The organism is Dactylosporangium sp. NPDC050588, assembly GCF_040654975.1.
Classification (GTDB): Bacteria; Actinomycetota; Actinomycetes; order Mycobacteriales; family Micromonosporaceae; genus Dactylosporangium; species Dactylosporangium maewongense.
Genome location: NZ_JBFAJA010000010.1, coordinates 17,029 through 34,006, shown reverse-complemented (window position 1 = coordinate 34,006; position 16,978 = coordinate 17,029). Strand labels below are relative to the sequence as shown.

15 protein-coding genes, 3 pseudogenes and 1 riboswitch are annotated in these 16,978 nt (G+C 69.2%); of the genes and pseudogenes, 10 read left to right on the top strand and 8 right to left on the bottom strand.

The genetic code is table 11. The features are described 5' to 3' along the window. The first annotated feature begins 606 nt into the window (after nt 1-606). From AB0I21_RS08695 to AB0I21_RS08660, 8 genes and pseudogenes are all read left to right on the top strand, one after another. On the top strand, nt 607-1,302 hold the full coding sequence (locus AB0I21_RS08695; protein ID WP_360559745.1) for a GAF and ANTAR domain-containing protein: 696 nt from the start codon (nt 607-609) through the stop codon (nt 1,300-1,302). A gap of 28 nt (nt 1,303-1,330) precedes the next feature. Beyond that, complete coding sequence (locus AB0I21_RS08690; protein ID WP_360559744.1) at nt 1,331-2,059, top strand: GAF and ANTAR domain-containing protein; 729 nt, start codon at nt 1,331-1,333, stop codon at nt 2,057-2,059. A gap of 98 nt (nt 2,060-2,157) precedes the next feature. Then, nucleotides 2,158-3,273: pseudogene (locus AB0I21_RS08685) on the top strand (ferredoxin reductase). Between the two features lie 11 nt (nt 3,274-3,284). After that, nucleotides 3,285-4,358 carry an acyl-CoA desaturase gene (locus tag AB0I21_RS08680; RefSeq protein WP_360559743.1) on the top strand — a complete coding sequence of 358 codons (1,074 nt, stop codon included), beginning with the start codon at nt 3,285-3,287 and terminating at the stop codon, nt 4,356-4,358. A 152-nt stretch (nt 4,359-4,510) separates the two neighbouring features. Next, complete coding sequence (locus tag AB0I21_RS08675; protein WP_360559742.1) at nt 4,511-4,771, top strand: hypothetical protein; 261 nt, start codon at nt 4,511-4,513, stop codon at nt 4,769-4,771. 210 nt (nt 4,772-4,981) lie between these two features. After that, complete coding sequence (locus AB0I21_RS08670; protein WP_360559741.1) at nt 4,982-5,614, top strand: GAF and ANTAR domain-containing protein; 633 nt, start codon at nt 4,982-4,984, stop codon at nt 5,612-5,614. A gap of 40 nt (nt 5,615-5,654) precedes the next feature. Continuing rightward, nucleotides 5,655-6,383, top strand: a complete 729-nt coding sequence (locus tag AB0I21_RS08665) for a GAF and ANTAR domain-containing protein (protein ID WP_360559740.1) — start codon at nt 5,655-5,657, stop codon at nt 6,381-6,383. A gap of 181 nt (nt 6,384-6,564) precedes the next feature. Further along, nucleotides 6,565-6,759, top strand: a complete 195-nt coding sequence (locus AB0I21_RS08660) for a universal stress protein (protein ID WP_360559739.1) — start codon at nt 6,565-6,567, stop codon at nt 6,757-6,759. 556 nt (nt 6,760-7,315) lie between these two features. On the opposite strand, the gene AB0I21_RS08655 is transcribed toward AB0I21_RS08660, so the two are convergent. The 3 genes from AB0I21_RS08655 to AB0I21_RS08645 all read right to left on the bottom strand — a co-directional run bounded on the left by AB0I21_RS08655 (nt 7,316) and on the right by AB0I21_RS08645 (nt 9,875). Then, complete coding sequence (locus tag AB0I21_RS08655) at nt 7,316-7,669, bottom strand: fumarylacetoacetate hydrolase family protein (protein WP_360559836.1); 354 nt, start codon at nt 7,667-7,669, stop codon at nt 7,316-7,318. A gap of 203 nt (nt 7,670-7,872) precedes the next feature. Further along, nucleotides 7,873-8,002, bottom strand: a riboswitch (TPP riboswitch). Between the two features lie 381 nt (nt 8,003-8,383). Beyond that, nucleotides 8,384-8,731, bottom strand: a complete 348-nt coding sequence (locus tag AB0I21_RS08650; RefSeq protein ID WP_360559738.1) for a DUF6401 family natural product biosynthesis protein — start codon at nt 8,729-8,731, stop codon at nt 8,384-8,386. Nucleotides 8,732-8,957: 226 nt separating this feature from the next. After that, nucleotides 8,958-9,875, bottom strand: a complete 918-nt coding sequence (locus AB0I21_RS08645; RefSeq protein WP_360559835.1) for a hypothetical protein — start codon at nt 9,873-9,875, stop codon at nt 8,958-8,960. Nucleotides 9,876-10,421: 546 nt separating this feature from the next. Between AB0I21_RS08645 and AB0I21_RS08640 the strand changes: the two genes are divergently transcribed. Continuing rightward, entirely contained in the window at nt 10,422-11,090 is a 669-nt protein-coding gene (locus AB0I21_RS08640) for a BON domain-containing protein (RefSeq protein WP_360559737.1), read from the top strand. Between the two features lie 74 nt (nt 11,091-11,164). On the opposite strand, the pseudogene AB0I21_RS08635 reads toward AB0I21_RS08640, so the two are convergent. Next, a pseudogene (locus AB0I21_RS08635) lies at nt 11,165-11,705 on the bottom strand (inorganic diphosphatase). Nucleotides 11,706-12,077: 372 nt separating this feature from the next. Between AB0I21_RS08635 and AB0I21_RS08630 the strand changes: the two are divergent. Continuing rightward, a complete protein-coding gene (locus AB0I21_RS08630) occupies nt 12,078-12,644 on the top strand; it encodes a DUF5994 family protein (RefSeq protein WP_360559736.1) in 567 nt (188 codons plus the stop codon). Nucleotides 12,645-12,958: 314 nt separating this feature from the next. Here AB0I21_RS08630 and AB0I21_RS08625 read toward each other — a convergent pair whose 3' ends face one another. The 4 genes and pseudogenes from AB0I21_RS08625 to AB0I21_RS08610 all read right to left on the bottom strand — a co-directional run bounded on the left by AB0I21_RS08625 (nt 12,959) and on the right by AB0I21_RS08610 (nt 16,647). Beyond that, on the bottom strand, nt 12,959-13,783 hold the full coding sequence (locus AB0I21_RS08625) for a sigma-70 family RNA polymerase sigma factor (RefSeq protein ID WP_360559735.1): 825 nt from the start codon (nt 13,781-13,783) through the stop codon (nt 12,959-12,961). Between the two features lie 322 nt (nt 13,784-14,105). Beyond that, nucleotides 14,106-14,420 carry a hypothetical protein gene (locus AB0I21_RS08620; RefSeq protein WP_360559734.1) on the bottom strand — a complete coding sequence of 105 codons (315 nt, stop codon included), beginning with the start codon at nt 14,418-14,420 and terminating at the stop codon, nt 14,106-14,108. A gap of 533 nt (nt 14,421-14,953) precedes the next feature. Then, a pseudogene (locus AB0I21_RS08615) lies at nt 14,954-15,265 on the bottom strand (nitroreductase); the annotation flags it as partial. A 230-nt stretch (nt 15,266-15,495) separates the two neighbouring features. Then, a complete protein-coding gene (locus AB0I21_RS08610; RefSeq protein ID WP_360559733.1) occupies nt 15,496-16,647 on the bottom strand; it encodes an ISAs1 family transposase in 1,152 nt (383 codons plus the stop codon). Between the last annotated feature and the right edge of the window lie 331 nt (nt 16,648-16,978).

Sequence of the window (16,978 nt, the reverse complement as noted above, 5' to 3'; positions counted from 1 at the left end):
CACAAGCTCAAGGAACGCTCCTCGCCAGCGCCGCGTTCAAGACCGTCTACGACGACGCCTACCGGCAGCTGTACCGCAAGATCTACGCCGGTGCCGATGCCCTGAACATCCTCCACGGCATCACGAAGGTGCTGGCCCGTCAAGACCCACATCGCGTCGATCTGCCGCAAGCTCGCGGTACGCACCCGGCGCGACGCGTGGCACGTCGCGCTCGCCCTCGGCATCATCCCCACGGACGACCTTTCACCGGCCCGGTTGCGAGAGCTCCGCTCGTAACCCCCGTCCGCCGGCGGCCGCGGTTGCTGGACGCAGCGGTGCGGCCGGTCGCGCCGCGTAGCGGGGGCAAACGCCCATACACACGAGCGGCGCTGTCGTCAAGGCGCAGCCGGGAGTAGCGTTCTCGGTGCGGTGCCTCACCGGGCGTCCGGCTGCCCGGCCCCTGCAACGCCTGTCTCGGAAGCCTGCAATGCCTGTCTCGGAAGGATGCGGCGATGATCGAGCACCGAGACCGACCCGACGAGCAGGGCCCGGCACCGACAGGCAACCGCATGCCGCCCATGGTCCCGGTCGCCAACACGGTCAACGTCGGCGCGCGAGACGCTCTTCGTGTTCCGCGGCGTCGGCCCCGAGGCCGACAGGGTGGCTGACGTTCTGCAGCAGGTTTGCGCCGACGCCATGCGAGCGCTGTCCGCCTCCGGGGTGGGCATGAGCGTGATGGCCGGCAATGGTGTGCGCGGGATGGGCGCATCCTCGGACCCGGCCACGGCGGGGATCGAGGAACTGCAGTTCACCTTCGGGGAGGGCCCGTGCATCGAGGCGTACACGACGGGCCGGCCGGTCCTCGTCTCGGATCTGGCCGACGGGGCGACCAGCCGATGGCCTGTGTACGCCCCGGCGGTCCAAGATGTGGGGGTGCGGGCGGTGTTCGCATTCCCGTTGCAGATCGGTGCGGCCCGCCTCGGGGTACTGGATGTGTTCCGTGCCCGTCCCGGGCCGCTGTCCAGGGACGAGCTGGGCCAGGCGTTCACCTTCGCCGACCTGATGGTGATGACGCTGCTGGACGACCAGGCGCGCACCGCCGACATCGACCGGGCGGCATGGGGCGCCGACTGGGGCGAGGCGTTCGAGAGCCGGGCCGAGCTGTTCCAGGCCCAGGGCATGGTCATGGTCCAGCTGGGAATCCCGCTTGCGGATGCCCTGATTCGGATCCGGGCCTATGCCTACGCCAGGAACCGTTCGCTGAGCGACGTGGCCGCGGACATCGTCGCCCGTCGCCTCCGGCTCGACACCGACCGCACATGACCACTGATGGAAGGGCCGGGACACTGTCATGACCACCGTATCCGAGCAACGCCTGGCGAGGATCTTTGTCGAGGTCGCCGACACTCTGGTCGATGAGTTCGACGTGATCGAGTTCCTGCAGATGCTCGCTGACCGCACGGCCGGCCTCGTCGAGGCCGCCACGGTGGGCCTACTCCTGGCCGACGAACAGGACCGGCTGCGGTTCATGGCCGCCTCGGACGAGACGACCAAGCTGCTGGAACTGTTCCAGCTGCAATGGCATGACGGCCCGTGCCTGGACGCATTCCGTTCCGGCGAGCCCGTCGTCAACGCCGACCTGAGCGCGGCGAGCGCCCGCTGGCCGCGGTTCGCGCCCTACGCCGCCACCGCCGGATTCCGCTCGGTACACGCGTTCCCGCTGCGGCTGCGCAGCGACGTGATCGGCGCCATGGGCGTCTTCGGCATCCGCGACACGGCCCTCGACGAGGCCGATGTGCAGATCGTCCAGGCACTGGCCGACGTCGCCGCGATCGGCATGCTCCAGGAACGAACCATCCACCGCGGCGAGGTCCTCACCGAACAGCTCCAGGGCGCCCTGAACACCCGCATCGTCATCGAGCAGGCCAAGGGGGCCGTCGCACAGGCACACCATGTCTCGATCGACGCCGCGTTCGACCTGCTCCGAGCCTACGCCCGACGCAACAACAGCCGCCTCAGCGATGTCGCTAGCCTCGTGATCACCGACCTGAGCGCCCTGCACAACCTCACCGCCGACTGACCGGACGCACGGCCGGACTCACGCAAGCCGGACGGTGCTTCGTGGTGGCCGCTCCGGCTGCCGAGGTTAGCGCCGGTACAGAGGGGTAGAAGCGACGCGTGCACCGGTCGTCGTTCTACGCCTCTGCCAGTCGCCGCAGCGACCACAGCCTCCGGTCGACGGTACGTCGGGGCGTGCTGGACGCGGCGTCCTGGCTGAGCACGCCGCTGCTGCCCGATGACTATCTCGGGCTGGTCAATCCGCTGTGGTCGCTGCGGCGACTGCGTGGCCGGGTCGAGCAGGTGCGGCCGGAGACCACCTCCGCGGCGTGCCTGGTGATCCGCCCGGGTATCGGCTGGACAGGTCACCGCGCCGGTCAGTACGTGCGGGTCGGGGTCGACATCGACGGTGTCCGGCACTGGCGGCCCTTCTCGCTGTCCTCGCCACCGCACGGCCCCGACGGACGCCTCACGATCACCGTCGAGGCCGCCCCGGACGGGCTGGTGGCGCCATACGTGGTGCGCCGCGTGACGCCCGCCACGATCGTGCACCTCACCCCGGCCGAGGGTGACTTCGTGCTACCCGACCCGGCGCCCCAACGGCTGTTGTTCCTGACCGCGGGTAGCGGGGTCACGCCGGTGGCGGCGATGCTGCACAGCCTGGCCGCCCAGGATCGTATGCCGGACGTAGTACTGGTGCTGTCCGCGCCGACGTCCGAGGAGGTCATCCTCGGCCCGGACCTGCGGGCCCTCGCCGCAGGTTGGAAGAGCTTGCGGTTGTACGAGCGGCACACCCGCACCGGCGGCCGGATCACGATGGCGCAGGTTCGTGACATCTGCCCCGACTGGCGTGAACGCCACACGTGGGCGTGCGGCCCGGCCGGGATGCTCGACGACGCGCAACGGCACTGGCGGCGGGCGGGAGCCGGCGACCGCCTGCGGATCGAGCGCTTCCGGACCGCCCGGATGCCCCGGGGGTGCCGGCGGCCGGGTCAGCTTCGTCACGAGCGGACGTCTGGCCGACGCCGACGGCGCATACCACTGCTGGCGGTCGGCGAGCACGCCGGTGTGCTCATACCCAGCGGGTGTCGCATGGGCATCTGCCACAGCTGCGTGGTGCGGCTGCGGGCTGGCCGGGTCCGCGACCTGCGCACCGGACGCGAGCACGGCGACGAGGGTGAACTCATCCAGACCTGCGTCAGCGCGGCGGCCGGTCCCGTCGAGATCGATGTGTAGGAGATCCACCTGTGCCTGTGCCCGAACATCTCACCGAGGTCGACATCAAGGAGATCGGCCGCGAACTCGACCGGATCCGTGACGAGGTGGCCGCCAGCCTGGGCGACCACGACGCCCGCTACATCCGCCGGGTCATCGCCGTCCAGCGGGTCCTGGAGGCGGGCGGCCGCACCCTGCTGGCGATCTCGATCCTGCCGCCGGCCTGGCTGGCCGGCACCGCGGCACTGGCCGTCGCCAAGATCTTGGAGAACATGGAGATCGGCCACAACGTCCTGCACGGTCAGTGGGACTGGATGCGCGACCCAGACATCCACTCCACCACCTGGGAGTGGGACCACGCCGCGCCGGCCGACATGTGGAAACACTCGCACAACGTTGTGCACCACACCTACACCAACGTGCTGGGCAAGGACCGCGACATCGGATACAGCGCGATGCGGGTCAGCCCCGAGCAGCCCTGGCACCCCATCTACCTCGCCCAGCCGCTCTACAATGCCGCACTGGCCGTCGTCTTCGAGTGGGGCATCGCCATCTACGACGTCGAGCTGGAGCGTGCCTGGCGCGGCGAGAAACGCTGGGGTGAGGCACTGACCCAGCTGCGCGGGGTGCTGCGCAAGGCCCGCCGCCAGATCATCAAGGACTACGTGGCGTTCCCGCTGCTGGCCGGACCGTCGTTCGTGCCGGCCCTGCTCGGCAACCTCCTCGCGAACGTGGCCCGCAACGTGTGGTCACACACCATCATCTTCTGCGGCCACTTCCCCGAGGGCTCCGAGGTGTTCACCGAGGACCAGCTCGACGGCGAGACCCGCGGCGAATGGTACGTGCGGCAACTGCTGGGCTCGTCCGACATCGACGGCGGCCCGCTGTTCCACCTCCTGTCCGGCAACCTCAGCCATCAGATCGAGCACCACCTCTTCCCCGACCTGCCCAGCAATCGCTACGCGGAGATCGCCCCGATGGTCCGCGACCTCTGCGAACGGTTCGGGCTGCGGTACAACACCGGCTCCCTCGCCCACCAGACCGCCAGCGTCTGGAAAACCATCGTCCGCCTCGCCCTGCCCGGCCGAGGCCCAGCCGGCCAGTGAGGGCTTTATGGGGTGCCAGCACCATCGGGGCCCCGGAACGTAGCGCTCCTGACAACGCCGGCCTCGGGCGGTTCGATAGAAGCATGCAATCACCATGACACCGGCGATCACGTCGACGCCGTCAACGGACGACGCCCGGCAGCGACTTCGCCGTGCTGGCCCGCAGGATCGGCGCCGAGGGGCTGCGGCAGCGCCGGCCCGCCTACTACCTCGCCCGGCTGAGCCTCGTCACGCTCATGTTCCTCGGCGGCTGGAAGGCGTTCTTCCTCATCCGGATCGTCCTGGTGGCAGCTGGTGACGGCCGCCTTCCTCGCCGTCACGTTCGGCCAGGCCGCGCTCGTGATCCATACAGTCCTCAAGCGGGGCCGGACTTCACCGGCCGCGTCGCCATCGTTGTCCAGCCGAACGCGTGAGGGTAGCCTTACCAGGAGTGATGCTGGTCCGGCGTCCGGTCGAAAGCGGCTGTCCTCAGAAACCCCAGCCGCCGCCCACGTTGCCGCGCCGAGTTGCGGCCGCGCGACGTTGTTCTGTCGCCGTGACCGGCGTGGGTCACGATCGAGCGGCGGCCGTACCGGTCGGGCTCGTCACCGGACATCTCTACAGTGGGCGGCACAGTGGAGCTGATGGAACGGGTCTGCGTCGACGCTGCGCAGGCCTTGTCGGCCTCCGGGGTCGGGGTGAGCCTGATGGCCTCCGACGGCACTCACGGCATGGCAGCGGCGTCCGACCCGGACACCGCGCGGATCGAGGAGCTGCAGTTCACCTTCGGGGAAGGCCCGTGCATCGACGCGGCCGCGGCCGGCCGCCCGGTGCTGGTGCCGGACCTGACCGACGGGGCGATGCGCCGATGGCCGATGTACGCCGCTGCGGTCCTGGACGAGGGGATCCGGGCGGTGTTCGCGTTTCCCCTGCAGGTCGGGGCGGCTCGCCTCGGCGTCCTCGACGTGTTCCGGGCCCGCTCCGGGGCGATGTCCAGACCGGAGCTGGGCCGGGCGCTGACGCTCGCCGACCAGGTCGTGACGACCTTGTTGGACGGTCAGGAACGGACCACCGGCACGGACGAGCTCGACGAGGCATTCGAGCACCGTGCCGCACTGTTCCAGGCCCAGGGCATGGTGATGGTTCAGTTGCGCACCTCCCTCGCGGAGGCGCTGGCGCGGATCCGGGCCTACGCCTACGCCACCGACCGGCCGTTGAGCGAGGTGGCCGCGGACATCCTCGCCCACCGGCTCCGCCTCGACACCGACCATCCATGAACAGTGGCACGAACACCGCACGAAAGGCCGGGAAGCCGTCATGACCACCGTATCCGAACAACGTCTGGCGACGATCTTCGTCGAGGTGGCCGACACCCTGGTCGGCGGGTTCGACCTGATCGAGTTCATGCAGATGCTCGCCGACCGCGTCGCCGGGCTGGTCACCGACACCACCGTCGGCCTGCTGCTTGCCGACGAGCAGGACCGGTTGCACTTCATGGCCGCCTCGGACGAGACGACCACACTGCTGGAGCTGCTGCAGCTGCAATGGCGGGACGGGCCATGCCTGGACGCATTCCGCGGCGCGGCGCCGGTCGTCAACGCCGATCTGTCCACCGCAAGCCCCCGCTGGCCGCAGTTCGCGCGCTACGCCTCCTCCGCCGGGTTCCGCTCGGTGCACGCGTTCCCGCTACGATTGCGCGACGACGTCATCGGCGCGATGGGCGTCTTCGGCACCGGCCGCAACGACCTCGACGACGCCGACGTGCAGATCGTGCAGGCACTGGCCGACGTCGCCGCGATCGGCCTGCTGCAGGAACGGGCGATCCACCACGGCGAGGTGCTCACCGAGCAGCTGCAGGGCGCGTTGAACAACCGAATCATCATCGAACAGGCCAAAGGGGCCGTCGCGCAGGCGCACCACGTCTCCGTCGACGCGGCCTTCGAGCTGATCCGGGCCCACGCCCGGCGCACCCACCGCCGCCTCAGCGACGTCGCCCTTCGCGTGCTCACCGACGTGACCAGCCTGCCCGACCTCACCGCTGATTGACCCGGTGCGCAGGCGCGACGACCTGCCCGCCGGACTGTGGAATGCCGCCGCGAGTACGTGCCCACGTGCAGGTGCCCCGCCGTGACACTCTCGAGGCTCAGCCGAGGGCGATCAGACCCTCGCCGACACCGTCGCGGATGTCAACGCCCAGCACGCCACCACCGTCGATGTCGTCACCCGGGTGGTGCAGGGCCACCCGGCGAAGGTCCTACTGGACGCCGCGAACGGCGCCGAACTCCTCGTGGTGGGCAGCCGCGGGCACGGCACGTTCACCGGGATCCTGCTCGGCTCGGTCAGCCAACACTGCGTGCAACACGCACCCTGCCCGGTCGTCGTCGTCCCGTCGCGCGTTCATGCCGAGAAGGCAGCATCATGAACCCGCGACCTGGGGCGGCAGCGACCTACGGATGGTCGAACAGATCACCGGCCGGCTGACCCGGCCCCGGGCAATGCTACCGGCGGCACCCGAGGACGTGGCCGTTCTCGCCGCGGCCGGTGACGTAACCCCGGAAGACGGTAGGGCCGCTGATCCCCAGCAAGCCACTCTCCCCCCAGCGGGCACGTCCTCCCAGCTTCCGTCGGCGCCGGCACGCACCACCCTCATCTGCTGGTAGGGCGGGCACTGCCCGACCGAATGCGGCCGCGGCGCTTCCGGGAAGCTGCGCGCGCTCGCGCAGGACGCCTCGCTCAGCCCGTAGCCCTCGGCCAGGATCGCCGTGCGCCCTCAACGGCGGGCAGCGGCTGGGGGCGCGCTGCTGCCTCGGTGGGCCGCAGGACGAGGACGGCGTCGAGCAGGCCGTCGCGGGCGACCGCTTGGTGCGTAGGTCGATTCGGGCAGGCCCCGCGCCCTGAGCGGTACGGCTTCGATCGTGGCCAGGTCATCGGGCGCGGCGTAGTACGGCCACAGCAGGTCCCCGGTCATCGGGCGTACCTCACGACCGTGCGCTGCCGGCCGAGGTCGATCGCGCCGTCGTCGGTGGCGACGGCGGTCTCGACGACTTGGCCTCGTAGAGCTGGGTCTGCGGAAGCTGGACGTCACGCGCCGCGATGTCGTTGGTAACCACCATGCCCGCGACGTAGTCGGCGAGGTTGTCCGCGGTGACCGTCGTGCCGACCGGCATCTGGCGGCCGAAGACCAGTCCGATCTCCACCTCGTAGTCCAGCAGCCGCACGTGGCCGGGGCGGACCACGTCGTCGAACGGGCCGCTGATCGAGCCCGACGTCTTGCGGAAGAACGTCAACGGGACCGTCTCGGGCTTGCCGCCCGTGTCCTTGACGTGCGAGATGAAGTTCGTCGACGTGCGAGATGAAGTTCGTCATCTGGGCGACGACACGGCAGGGCGCGTTGCGCGGGATCGCGCGCGGCATCCACCCCGGCGATCCTCACTGGCAGTAGTCTTGATCCCGATCACGCAACATGCGTCACGCCACATCGCCATGGCCGTTGACATCATCAAAGACGGCGCGCCGAGTGGTCGGTGCAGATGAATAACCTGCGAGGCAATTTTCCTGCGCCGGCATTGTCCGGATCAGGTGAATGGGGATCGCCGTCCAACCTCTCCGATCTTTCGGCCTCTCAGCTCCGCTGGGCTAATAGCTTCGCTCTCCCGCTTGTCCCGCAGGCACTCACATACGCTACGCCGGAAACCGGCAGGTGCAGGGTGAGAGCTCGGGTGAAGCTGATCCGAAAATGCAGGGTGAGAGGGCAGGCGGCAGCATCCCGGCGCAGCTGGGATGCTGCTTACTACGGGCCGGTCGGGCGGCTGGGGCGAGAGTGACGGTGTAGCCGAGGGCTTCGAACTGGCGGATGTGGTTGCGTTTGCGGCGTTCGGGATTGACGCGGGTGTCGTAGAAGCCTGGGCCGAGGTCGGTAAACCAGGCGCGGCTCGTCGGCCACCCCGGCCAGAGCGCTGGCGTCGCGGGCCCGCCGCCACTCGACGATGCGCGAGGAGTACAGCGCCCTTCACTGAGCAGCAGGAGGCGAAACGTTGCTTCTGCCGCTACGCCATGGCGCTGCAGGCCAAGTCGCACAGGGCCACGAGCCGGACCGTCACACCGTCGGCGTCGACCCAGCCGGCCAGATCGTGCTGCGGCGGCTGCCATCCGCGGTCGGTGGCCCCGTCCAGCAGGCCGTCGGCGTAGCTCGCCAACGCTGCGGGCGTCGGCCGGCGGCCGCGGACGCCGAGCAGGTCCCGCACCTCGGCTGCGTGCTGGTCCACCCGCGCCGACAGGCTGGGAACCATAGCTGCTGCCGCGAGGCCGGCGGCGCCGATGCGGCGGTGGAGGCGGTCGAGCAGCATCTGCACGGTCGCGTGGTCGGTGCCCAGGTTCGAGGCGGGGATGTTCATGAGGTACGACCATAGAGACGGCGTACCGGGGCGAAAATGCCGCAACCGCTCCTTTACCGGCATCCTGACCGTTCGGCTGCCGACCGACTGGCCGAACGGGCGAGTCCGGGACGATCCGCCGGACCCGGCAACCCGGTATGCCGGGACTGCCGGGTTGCCGCTCACCAGGGACGGCGGTGGCACGGCCCGGGAGGGTCGCAATCACCGCCGCAGTCGAGCACCCGCGCTACCGGGTCGCCGGCGGCCGTTGACCGGTCTGCGGAGGCACGGCCCGCGTGTCGTCGTCCGCCGCGGACGGTGCCGACGGCGGGCGGGCACGCTGGCCGACGGACTGGTCGCGGTACGCCGAAGACGCTTGCTGGCCGGCGGCGACCGGCGCGGCGGCGGGCCGCTGCTTTTCTGCCATCAGCCGCTCGGCGTCGCTCTGGCCGGCCGCGTACGCCTTCGGGAGTTCGGAGCGGCGGGCCGACTCTGTCTCCGCCCGGTCCAGCCATCGGTCCCAGCGCGCCTGCATCGGCTTCACCAGCCCGCCGCCGACGCCGACGATCAAGATGCCGGCCACAGTGGCGAGAACCGCGATCAGCACCGGGGTCGTGACAGTGGTCGCCACCCCGATCTGGTTGAGCGCGGCGATGACGCCGATACCGAGGATGAACACGAAGGCGATGTTCGCCACCGCGCGACCGTAGGAGATTCCCCCCAATGCTGTGGACACAATGTCTTTCACCGCGGAGGCGATCGCCGCGGCGACCACGACGATCAGGATTGCGACAAAGAGCCGCGGCAGCCAGGCGATCACAGCCGTGATGAGCGTGGAAACCGCGTTCGGGCCCCAGATGTCGAACGCTATCCGCAGGGTGATCAGCAGCACCGCGTAGAAGACGAGCTGAGCGACGATGCCGGAGGCGTCGTAGCGGGACCGGGCAAGCGCCGTCTTGAGACCGCCGCGCTCCACGAGCCGGTCGAATCCCACACGCTCCAGCAACTTGTCGACCGCCGCGCGCAGCAGGCGAGCCACCAGATACCCGACGATCAGGACGACAATGAACGCGATCGCTCGGGGGAGGAAGGCAGCCGCGGACCGAAGCATGTTGCTGAGCGGGCTGCCGATGTCCACGCTCCGCACGGCAAGGTATTGGGACATCATGACTCCTCATTTGTGGACAGTGACGGGGCTAACCCGTATACCCGATCAATCACCCGAAAACCACAAATCACCACACCAGCCCGTCACCCGGAGCACCCGGAACCGCAGCACACATGATGTGTCGTGGTGATCACCGAGGGTCGGCGACGTTGTTCGCGGGGCCGTGTCGCCTTCGGCGGAGTGCCACCTGGCGCTGCACGAACCGTTGGACTCCACCAGCTGGCTGGCCTGCCTGGCCGGTCATCCCGGCCGACTGTCTGCACGTGGTGCAGCGCCCTCGGTGCGAATCCACCAGGCTGGTCGCCACGTGCGCCGGGCCTCGGCTGAGGCAGAACGCGTGCAAACCACCGATTGAGCGAGGAGAGCACGCTGCCGGGGCCTGGAGCAACCGTTGCCGGCCCAATACTCAAGGCCAAATACCTTGCCGAATGAAGTGCCTATATAGCCATAAAATTGGGCGTTTATCGCAGATCATAAAAGATCTCAGCAATATGGACCGAATTGGGCTGGCGCCCACTCCGGATGTGGGGCATCGTGGGGCTTGTGGCACAGACACCGCACAAGACCGACCAGGAACTGAAGACCGCCGTAATCGAGGAACTGCAATACACCCCGAGCGTCGACGCATCCGGCGTCGAAGTGCAGGTCAGCGACGGAACGGTGACGTTGTCCGGCGAGGTCGCCAGCCTGCCGGAACGGCTCGCGGCGAAGCACGCCGCCATCCGGGTCGGCGGCGTCAAGAATGTCACGAACAAGACCAACGTCCGCGCCCCCACGGCCCAGGGCATGAACGACCAGGACATCGCCCAAGCCGCCCGGCAGGTCCTTGCATGGGCAGTCGACGTCCCGCCCAACGCGGTCACCGCCCATGTTTGCGACCGCAAGGTCACCCTCTCGGGTGAGGTGACATGGGAGTACCAGCGCAACGCCGCAGTGCGGGCGGTCATGTACCTCAAGGGCGTGACGCAGATCAGCAACGAGATCTCGCTCGAGTCGCAGCCGCCGACCGCCGACACCAAGGCAGCGGCCGAGGCCGCGATGCGACGCAACGCCATGCTGAACCCGCGGTGGATCACGATCGACCTCGACGGATCCGAACTGACGCTGCACGGCAGCGTCGGGTCGTGGTCGGAGCTGCGCGAGGCGGAGCGATCCGCCTGGAGTGCCGCCGGCGTGACCAGCGTTCGGAACGAACTGCACATCGCGTCCTGACCCGGCTGTGATCAACGGCTGCGAGCGCATCCGCGCCCGCGGCCGTTCGCTGTCTCTACGCGCCGACGCTGGTCTCAGCGGCGCGCTGTGGTCCTCTCGGTTCCCGTCCCGCCTCCGGACCGGTCTGCGGCGTGGACGGCACGGTGGCGCGATCGGGTGATCTCCGTCTCGGCCTCGGCGCGGTCGGCCCAGACGCCGTGCTCGGCGTCGATGGTCTTGCCCGGTTCGAGATCCTGGTAAATCTCGAAGAAGTGTTGGATCTCCAGCTTGTGGAACGTTTCCCAGGTCGGGCAGGTCCACCAGGTAGGCCAGGCGCGGGTCGGCGGTCGGGACGCAGAGCACCTTCGGGTCCGGGCCTTTCGGGTCGAGCATGCGGAACATGCCGAATGCCCGGCAGCGGATCTGGCAGCCCGGAAAGGTCGGTTCCCGGACCAGCACGAGCGCATCGAGGGGTTCGGCGTCCTCGCCGATCGTGTGCTCGATGAAGCCGTAGTCCTCCGGGTACTGGGTGGCGGTGAACAGAGTGCGGTCCAACCGGATCCGGCCGGTGCGGCGGTCCACCTCGTACTTGTTGCGCGTGCCCTTGGGACTCTCGACCGTCACGTCGAACTCCATACGCTCCGCCCTCGCATGCCTCTCCGCCACCGCCTCAACCGGGGAATCGTGCGGCGCTGCGGCCGGATCCGTTGACCGTCGCTCGCCGCGACGGCGCTTCCGACGGTACAGCGGCCGGCACCTCCACTCCCCCGGCAAACCCGTGACGCTGAGATCGCAGGAGTCGTCAGGAACGTCGACGAGGCATCCCGTCGTTCTCGTGCTGCAGGCGTAGAGTTGGCTCTGGGCACTCGAGACCCCGGTGACCGAAATGTGCACCGCCGACGGACCACGGTCGGCGCAGCGCGGACCGAGTCACGCCGACGCAAAGCGGCAGGTTTCCCATACCGGTCACCTCCCGGAGGCAGCCGCAGGTCGGGAGAGGGGCCAGTCATGTTCACCGCCGCCCAACGCGTCACCGTCGTTGCGCCAGGACCACCGACCCAGCCACGGCTGTCGCTCACCGCCGTGCGGGCCACACGAGCCGTCCTCGACGGCGGGTGGTGGCCCCGCTCCAGGGACCCGGTGGCGGAACTGCCGGGGTTGATCCTGGCCCTGAACGAACGGTACGGACCGATCCGTCAACTGATGCTCAACAGCCACAGCTGGGATAGCCACTTCCGGCGCCTCGCGGTCGGCACCCGCGTGGTGCGGGCCGGGTGGTTCAGCACCGTCGACCCCGGCATGCTCATCGCCACCACCGAGCGCGGCGACCAGATCGACCTGCTCGTCGTGCCCCCCGAGGCCAACGCCGCCGCCGCAGCCATCGCCATGGCCACGGCCGCCGACCCGGCCAACCAACTGCACGCTCCGGCCATCCTCGCCGCGTCCCGCACCGCACCAGCCGCCGAACGCAATGAAGGCGTCGACCCCAGCACCGTTTGGGACAACGAAGGCGGCCACAGCGCCCGGGAGCCCTCGCGACGGCATGTCCCAGCCCAGCCGGCGAACGCCTCATGACCTGCGTTCGGAACCGCCGGTTCGGCCTGATCGAGGTTCCGCGGATGCTCGTCCCCAAGGAAGCTCGGGGACGGTGGTCTGTGTGGCGCGGGCTGGGATCGCGGGGTCGGGAATGCCGGTCGCCGCCAGTCCAGTAGGACAGGTCGGCGCGCGAGGCGGGTTCGCCGGTTTCGGCGCGTCGGGCGTGGTCGGCTGCGGTGGCGAGTTCGGGGACCTGGTCTGCGGACACGGTGTGCAGCCGTGTGTCCTCCGCCGTGACGGCCGCGGTGATGCTCCAGATCTGGCGGGCCGACCGGTGTGCTCGTTGTTCTCGGTCATGCCGTCGGCTCGACCGAAGTGAGGAGGCCGACCCGGAGTCGGTTGAGGGACCCCCTCAACAGCCGGGAGACATGCATCTGCGAGATGCTGAGCTCGGCGGCGATGGCGGCCTGGGTCATCTCGTCGGAGAACCGCATGGCGAGGATGCGTCGCTCGCGCAGCGGCAGCGCCGCGACGAGCCGGCCGAGCTCCCCATGTGACAGCCGCTCATCGATGCGGGCAAAGCGTGGGTCGATACGGCCGATCAGATCGACAGGTTCGGTGCCGTCGTTGCCGGTGCAGGGCCCGTTGAGCGACTGCAGGCGGTACACCTGCGAGGCGATGATCGCGTCCGAGAGTACATCGACATCGACGCGCAGGTGTGCGGCGAGCTCGATGGCCGTCGGGGTGCGACCACGCAGTTGCTCGAGGTCGCCGGTCGCCTCTCGCACGCCGAGCACCAGTTCCTGCGTGGTGCGCGGGACACGCATGCCCCACGCGGTGTCCCGGAAATGCCGTTTGAGCGCGCCGACGATCGTCGGGACGGCGTAGCTGGCGAACGGTGCGAGCCGGTCCGGGTCGTAGCCGTCGACCGCTTTGACCAGTGCCAGCGCGGCGACCTGCGCGAGGTCGTCGGGGCGCTCGCCTCGGCCGGCGTAGCGCTGCGCCAGCCGGTTGGCCAGCGGCAGGTTCGCTTCGATCGCCCGTGCACGCAGCGGTTCCCGATCAGGATGACCGGCCGGTAGATTCCTGAGGGCACGGAGCAGCTGTTCCGTGGTCACCTCCCGGTCGGCCCGAAGACCTCTTTCTGCGGGAGCAGCAATGTGGACGGTCGGTGCCATGAGAAGAGCCATAGGGATCAACGCCCCCTTCGGGGTCAGGTCGCAGCGAGCGTTTGGGACGCTTCATCGCCGCGATGAGTGCGGTGGGGGTGACAGCGGCGAAGCCGACGCGGATGTTGCTGGCTCCGTAGGGACAGTCACAGGACACCGTCGTGGACGGGACCGCTGCAGGATCGACCAAGGCGTGCGTACGGCGGCGGACCAGCACGGCGTGCTCGCCGGGCATGAAGAGCTTGATGATGACCGGTCGCGGATCTGGGGTCAGGCCCAGGATCATGCCGCGACACCAAGACCGAGTCGCTCACGGCCGGGACCGTACGGGCTACGGTTCAGAGCCGCGGGTGGCTGCCGGTGTGGCGATGAGCCGGCCCGCGAGCACCTCGTACTGTGCAGCGCCCGCAGGCGAGCGCACGACTGGCCCACGAGGCCGGGACAGGCGAGCGGCCGTGGCGGGATCGATGAGGATCCGACGGATGGCGGTCGCCAAGGCGGCCGGGTTCCGATGCGGCACAAGCACTCCGCGCCCGTCACTGAGCGGTTCGACGGCGTGCGGGAAAGTGGTGGCGAGGACCAGGATGCTGCCGACGACCGTCTCGGTGAGCACGCCGGGGCCGAGAAACCCGTACCGGACAGCCATCTCGCACCTTCCGATCAGTGGACCGCCGACGGCGAAACGTCGGCTCACGCGGTCATGGCTCTCACTCGCCGGCGTGTGCGGCGGGCCGGTTGGGTCTCTTGGAAGGTCGAGGTTCGAACACGGACGGGCGACTACGCCCTGGCCGACGGGACCGGCTTTCCATTCGGTACCGCGGGCAGCTCCAATGGGTCCGAGCCGGCCGACGCAGACGGCGCGGCAGCGGTGGCCTCCCGCGCCAGGATGACAATTCATGCACATCGCACAAGAGACGACATCGATCAGTGGAACGCGTCCATCAACGACGGACTGTCGGCCACCGGGGTCCGGAGCAGCGTCTTCACCCTACGCCTGTTCACCCGATCGCACACGACCCGGAGACGAGCGAGCACCTCCCCCACGCCGCCCTCCTGATCGCCTCGCGCTACTGGGCGCCGGCGCCACGCTAGGTCTCGTCGTGCAACGAGTGCGCAACGAGTGCGCAACGCATGATGCAGGCGCATGTCCTCGGCTGTCACCTGGTGGTGGCCGATGAGTGTCAGCCTGGCGAGCAGGTCCGGATCGGCTGGATCGTCGATCCGTTCGACGGTGGCGGCGGCCCCGAGGGCGGCGAGCACGACGGTGGCATGGTGCAGGACCGCACCGCAGCTGACGATCATCAACCGACCCTCCGGGTCGGTGGCGGTCAACTGGCTGGAGCGATCCGCGTGCAGTTCGAGGGTGTTGCCGCGGATGCGCCAGCGCCACGGCTGGGAGTTCTCGATCGACGGGGCCAGACACGCCACGCGGGCCGCCTCGTACAACACATCCCCGGCCGACAACGACGCCTGCCGCTGCATCTCACTCATGGTTGTGTCTCCAGGCCCTCGCGTTGCGGGGTGTTGAGAACTTCCGGCATGGGCAGCACCATCCGATCTCATCGACGCCTGTACGGTCAGCGGAGGCGTATTGACCAACTGGTCGTTCGGGGGCCTCGTCAATTCGGCTACCGGCGCCCGCAGGTCCACGAGCCCCGTTGTCCCGGTCGCCGTCGACGGTGGTGATCGCGACCGGGGCGTGGCTCCGTCCCGGTTCAGGGTCATTGCGTTCTCGGGTAACCGCTGGTCACGGTGGTAATCAGGTCGTGTGAGCGGCGATTGGCCTGGCGGATGGCGCGGGCGATGTTGGTCGCGCCGGTGGTGCGGTGCCAGCCGATCGCGGTGTTACGCAGGGTGGCCATGACGGCCGGTCCGTTGCTGGTTCGGGCTTGGTGCAGGTCTTCACGGAACGTCACGTCACGGACGTGGTGGATCATGTTCTCGATGTGCCAGTGCCTGCGGATCCAGGTCTGCAGGTCGCGGGGCAGGGCTTGACCGGTGGGTAGTGACACGGTCAGGTAGGCGGTTTCGCGGCTGGTCTTGCCAGCGACGATACGGGTGCGGGTGATCCGGACGGCCTGCTGCGCGTGTGGGAACGCGATGCCGCCGGGCGTGCGAACGGTGACGGCTTTGACGGTGCGGGTCTCGCGGCGGCCGTGACCGCGGTCGCGGGTGCGGTCCCCGACGGGAATCTGCGCCCAGGGCAGTCGTTTGAGCTGGTTGAACAGGGTCGGCTGGTTGGCTTTCACCTGGACCATGAGGTGTGCTTGGCGGGCGGTGACCTCGTCGGCGTGACGGGTCTGGGTGTGCAGGGTATCGGCGATGAACAGCACTCCGGCGAGGGTGCCGAGCACCGTCTCGACGGCGTCCAGCAGCGGCGCGAACGCGGGGATCTCGTTCGACTTCGCGTCCACGGCGACCTGGGCGAGCACGACGCCGGTGCCGGTGTCCAGCGCGGACAGCAGATGGACGTGACGGCCGTCCTCGCGGCGGGCGCCGCGCAGCGCCTTGCCGTCCACCGCGATCACTCTGCGGTACCGGCGAACAGACCACGAACTCGGCGGGTCCGGTGGGTCGGTCCGGGCGTGCAGCCAGCCGGCCAGGACCCTCGACAGGATCTCGGCATCGAGCCGGATCAACAGCCGCCACACCGTCGTGCCGGCGGGCACGCCGCCGACGAAACCGAGGCGGGTACGGGCGTGTTCGTCGAGGTCATGGAGCCAGTCGGTGATCGCCGCGAACGTTGAGGCCCCTGCCATGACCGCGCACACCGCGACGGTGAGCACCGCGGACAGCGGGTACCGGATCCCGCGTGGGTCGCGCGGATCCGGAACCTTCGACAGCACGGCCAGCAGGGCCGTTGCGCTCACCATCAGTGATCGGAGCGGGCGGAACGGCGGCGTGGGGTGTCGTGACGGTCAGTGCGGCAATGAGCGATGATGCCATCGGCGGGTGAGGTCCTCGGGGCTTCGTGTGGCGTAGAGAACTTCATGATCACCGACGTGATCTCACCCGCCCCCTTCGTCTCCAAAGAGGCCACCCACCCCGGCGAAACCCCAGCTCAAAGGCCCGCCCTCAGACTACAGAATCGCCCTGGTTCACCTCGCACGCCATCGGTTTTCCTCGGACCCACCGACACCCCTACCGCGCAACTGCGCCCCGTTTGTGCGGCTCGCGACGATCGGGGCGACCACGCCAGCGCCG

What these genes read in the sequence shown, in the direction of transcription:
- AB0I21_RS08690 (WP_360559744.1), top strand. Translation starts at nt 1,331, where the DNA reads ATGACCACCGTATCCGAGCAACGCCTGGCGAGGATCTTTGTCGAGGTC.
- AB0I21_RS08670 (WP_360559741.1), top strand. Translation starts at nt 4,982, where the DNA reads ATGGAACGGGTCTGCGTCGACGCTGCGCAGGCCTTGTCGGCCTCCGGG.
- AB0I21_RS08665 (WP_360559740.1), top strand. Translation starts at nt 5,655, where the DNA reads ATGACCACCGTATCCGAACAACGTCTGGCGACGATCTTCGTCGAGGTG.
- AB0I21_RS08650 (WP_360559738.1), bottom strand. Translation starts at nt 8,731, where the DNA reads ATGAACATCCCCGCCTCGAACCTGGGCACCGACCACGCGACCGTGCAG.
- AB0I21_RS08645 (WP_360559835.1), bottom strand. Translation starts at nt 9,875, where the DNA reads ATGTCCCAATACCTTGCCGTGCGGAGCGTGGACATCGGCAGCCCGCTC.
- AB0I21_RS08630 (WP_360559736.1), top strand. Translation starts at nt 12,078, where the DNA reads ATGTTCACCGCCGCCCAACGCGTCACCGTCGTTGCGCCAGGACCACCG.
- AB0I21_RS08625 (WP_360559735.1), bottom strand. Translation starts at nt 13,783, where the DNA reads ATGGCACCGACCGTCCACATTGCTGCTCCCGCAGAAAGAGGTCTTCGG.
- AB0I21_RS08620 (WP_360559734.1), bottom strand. Translation starts at nt 14,420, where the DNA reads ATGGCTGTCCGGTACGGGTTTCTCGGCCCCGGCGTGCTCACCGAGACG.
- AB0I21_RS08610 (WP_360559733.1), bottom strand. Translation starts at nt 16,647, where the DNA reads ATGGTGAGCGCAACGGCCCTGCTGGCCGTGCTGTCGAAGGTTCCGGAT.